This window comes from Burkholderia sp. Se-20378, from assembly GCF_017104665.1.
GTDB classification, from domain to species: Bacteria; Pseudomonadota; Gammaproteobacteria; order Burkholderiales; family Burkholderiaceae; genus Burkholderia; species Burkholderia lata.
Map to the genome: position 1 here is coordinate 1 of NZ_JAAGPG010000687.1, position 3,742 is coordinate 3,742.

Consider the following 3,742-nt stretch of genomic DNA (forward strand, 5'->3'; position numbering starts at 1 on the left):
GGCGGCACGAGCGCCGCGGTGCGGCTTTCGAGCAGCCGGCCGAGCTGGTCGATCTTCGCGAGCAGCGCCTGCGGCGACGCGTCCGTCGACAGCCCGAGCGCGAGCGTCGGCGTGTCGACCGCATCGAGCGCGCCGGCGCCCATCGCTTCGTAGACCGACGACGTGTTCGCGCTGACGCTCGCCGTCACGATCAGGATCGCGCACGGCGCACGCGCCATGATCCGGCGCGTCGCGGCCACGCCGTCGACCTTCGGCATCACGAGATCCATCAGCACGAGATCGGGCGGATGCGCGACGCAGAAATCCACCGCCTCGTCGCCGTCGGTCGCGACCCACAGCACGCGGTGGTCCGTGCGCAGCGCAAGCACGCGGCGCAACGCCTCGACGGCCAGCGGCAGGTCGTTGACGATGCCGATGTTCATCCGCGCGCGTCCCCGATCAGGTCGTGCACGGCGTCGAGCAACGCCTCGTCGTGGAAGCTGCTCTTCGCGAGGTAGTAGTCGGCGCCCGCATCGAGCCCGCGACGACGATCCTCGTCGCGATCCTTGTACGACACGATCATCACCGGCAAGCGCTTGAGCATCGGATCGCCCTTGATCAGCGTGACGAGCTCGATGCCATCCATGCGCGGCATGTCGACGTCCGTGACGATCAGATCGAACGCATCGCTGCGCACCGCGTTCCAGCCTTCCATCCCGTCGACCGCGACCGTCACGTCGTAGCCGCGCTTTTCCAGCAGCTTGCGCTCGAGCTCGCGCACCGTCAGCGAATCGTCGACGACGAGCACGCGGCGGCGCCGGTCGGCGAGCGCGAGTTGCGGATCACGCGTGAGCCGCGCGAGCTGCCCGCCGCGCACGAGCTTGTCGACCGAGCGGATCAGGTCCTCGACGTCGACGATCAGCACCGGGTCGCCGTTCTCGAGCAGCGCGCCGGCCGCGATGTTCTGGATCTTGTGCAGGCGGCTGTCGAGCGGCTGCACGACGAGCATCCGCTCGCCGAGGAAGCGGTCGACCGCGACGCCGTACAACTCGGGCTCGCCGCCGACGACCACGACCGCCGTGCTCGTGCGCGCGACGTCGGGCTCGCCCGCATCGAGCAACTGGTGCGCGGCGACGAGGCCCGCGCGCCGGCCGTCGAACGGGAAATGCGGCTGCCCTTCGAGCACGTCGATATCGTCGTGCGCGAGTTCGAGCGTGCGGCGCACGTGCGCGAGCGGGAACGCATACGGCTCGCCGCCCACTTCGACGAGCAGGCTGCGGATCACCGACAGCGTGAGCGGCAACTGCAGCACGAAGCGCATGCCCGCGCCCGGCTCGTTGAAGATCCGCACCGCGCCGCGCACGCCGCGCACCATTTCCTGCACCGCATCGAGGCCGACGCCGCGGCCCGACACGTCGGTCACCGCATCGCGCATCGAGAAGCCCGGCAGCAGCAGGAATTCGAGCAGTTCGGGATCGGACAGCCGCGCGGCCGTCTCGTCGTCGGTCAGGCGCTGGCGCACGACGGCCGCGCGCAGCGCGTCCATGTCGACGCCCGGGCCGTCGTCGATCACGCTGACCAGCAGCGAGCCGGCGCTGTGACGCGCCTCCAGCGTCACGCTCGCCTCGGCCGGCTTGCCGCGTGCACGCCGTGCGTCCGGCGAATCGACGCCGTGATCGATCGCGTTGCGCAGCAGGTGGCCGAGCGGCGCGTCGAGCAGATCGAGGATGTCGCGATCGACCTGCGTGCCCTCGCCGACGATCGAGAAACGCACCTGCTTGCCGAGCGAGCGTGCAAGATCGCGGACGATGCGCGGGTACGCGCGCGTCGCGTCGCCGAACGGCCGCATCCGGCACTGCAGCGCCTCGTCGTAAAGCTGCTCGGCGATATGCGTGCTGCGCCGCTCGAAGCGGTCGAACTCGTCCATGCGCTCGGCGAGCGAACGCTGCAGGTCGTTGAGCATGTGCCGCACTTCGTTCATCGACGCGAGCATGCCCGCGTCGAGATCGTCGGCGAATTGTTCGTACATCAAATCGAGCGAGCGGGCCGCGTCGCGCTGTGCACGCTTCACGCGCAGCATCGATTCGGCGAACGGCTTGAGCCAGCGCGATTCGACCAGCGATTCGCCGGACAAGCTCAGGAGCCGGTTCAGCGTATCCGCACGCACGCGACGCATTGCGCCGGCGCCGGCCACGCGGCCGGCCTGGGCCGGATCGGGCACCCCGCCCGATACGGCCAGCGGCGGCACCGCGGCGCTGGCCCCGACGGGCTCGTTCGCGGCGCCTTCATGCTCGCGATACGGCACGACCGCCGGCGGCATCGGCGGCGGGATGGCGGACGGCACCTGCATCGTCTGCGCGCCGTCGGCGCCGGTCAGCGCCGCCGCGAACACGTCGATCTCCGTCTGGGTCACGGGTTGCCCCTGCGGATCGCCGACGCGCACCAGCAGATCGACGCCCGCCAGCAGCACGTCGACGTGCGTGGCCGTCAGCGCGATCGTGCCGGCCTGCGCGGCGACGAAGCACTCTTCCATCCGCCCCGCGATATCGACGCCGAGCGGCACGCCGACGATGCGCGCGGCGCCTTTCAGCGAATGCGCGGCGCGCATGCACGCCTCGAGCGCGACGGAATCGGGCTCGCCCGATTCGAGCGCGAGCAGCCGCTCGGACAGCGCCTGGGTCTGCGTGCGCGTCTCCTCGCGATACAGCTCGAGCAGCGACAGGTGGCTCAGGTCGTCATCGCCGCTCATCGCATGCTCCGTGTGACTGCGTCGAACAGGCGGTCGTCGTCGAGCAGGCCCACCGACTTGCCGCGCCACGACAGCACGCCGCGCGACAGGCCGGCGCTCGCGCGCCCGACCGTCGCCGGCACGGGCACCCAGTCGGAGGCGCCGAAGCGCAGCACGCCCTCGACTTCGTCGACCGGAAACACGACCGGCTCGCCCTGATGCGCGGCCACCAGCAACCGCGTGAAGCGGCCATCGTCACCGCCGCTGCCACCCTTGCCGGCATCGAGGCCGAGCAGCGCGCCGATCGAGATCGCGATGCGCAGCGTGCCGCGGATGTTGACCACGCCCCGCACGGCCGAATTGCGGCGATGCGGCAGCGAATGGATCGGGCGCGTACCGGCGATCTCGCGCAGCACGCCGATCGGCAGCGCGAGCCATTCGCCGGCCACGCGGAACGCCAGCGCCGCGTGGTGTGCATCGGCATCGGCGTCGTGCACGTGCGGCGCGGCGGGCGCGCTCATCCGGCGCGTCGCGTCGGCCATCTCGGCGCCGTCGAGCGGACGCTCGAGCAGCTTCGCCGCGTGATACGCGTACACCGGGCAGTTCAGGCAGCGCAGGCAGTCGTTCAGCCGCTCGCACGTGCGGTCGCCGCGCGTGCCGATCCGGTTCCAGCAATCGTCGACGTCGATCGTCGTCTCGTCAAAGGCAGCGGCGGCGCGGTTCATCAAATCCTCTGGTCATCGCGGTGTCGGTCCCCAACCCGTAGTCATGTCAGCCGGCCGAGCGCCGTGCGCGCTCGAGCAGCCATTGCGCGCCCGCGCGATCGCCGCCGACGTCGAGCAGCGTCGCCAGATGGGTCAGCGCTTCGTGGTGCGTGGGCCGCAGGTACAGCGCCTTCCGGTAGAAGTCGCCGGCTTCCGCGGCGCGTCCGCGCGCATCCGCGATCAGCCCGTTCAGGTAGAACGCATCGGCATGCGGCCCGACGCGCGCCGAGAACTGCGCGAGCACGCGCTCGGCCTCGTCGAACGCGCCGGC

General features: G+C 71.0%; 3 protein-coding genes and 1 pseudogene. All 4 read right to left on the bottom strand.

Going from position 1 to position 3,742, the window contains the following annotated elements:
• On the bottom strand, window positions 1–422 hold a 422-nt coding region (locus tag G3N93_RS36115; RefSeq protein WP_206135152.1), incomplete at its 3' end, for a response regulator.
• On the bottom strand, window positions 419–2,728 hold the full coding sequence (locus G3N93_RS36120; RefSeq protein WP_206135153.1) for a hybrid sensor histidine kinase/response regulator: 2,310 nt from the start codon (window positions 2,726–2,728) through the stop codon (window positions 419–421). The genes G3N93_RS36120 and G3N93_RS36115, both read right to left, overlap by 4 nt.
• Window positions 2,725–3,432: a chemotaxis protein CheW gene (locus tag G3N93_RS36125; protein ID WP_174938755.1), complete on the bottom strand. Its 708-nt coding sequence runs from the start codon at window positions 3,430–3,432 to the stop codon at window positions 2,725–2,727. Before G3N93_RS36125 ends, G3N93_RS36120 begins: the two co-directional genes overlap by 4 nt.
• A 46-nt stretch (window positions 3,433–3,478) precedes the next feature.
• Window positions 3,479–3,742 (bottom strand): annotated as a pseudogene (locus G3N93_RS36130) (MCP methyltransferase); the annotation flags it as partial.

Coding starts and splice junctions, on each gene's coding strand:
- G3N93_RS36120 (WP_206135153.1), bottom strand. CDS start 2,728: ATGAGCGGCGATGACGACCTGAGCCACCTGTCGCTGCTCGAGCTGTAT.
- G3N93_RS36125 (WP_174938755.1), bottom strand. CDS start 3,432: ATGAACCGCGCCGCCGCTGCCTTTGACGAGACGACGATCGACGTCGAC.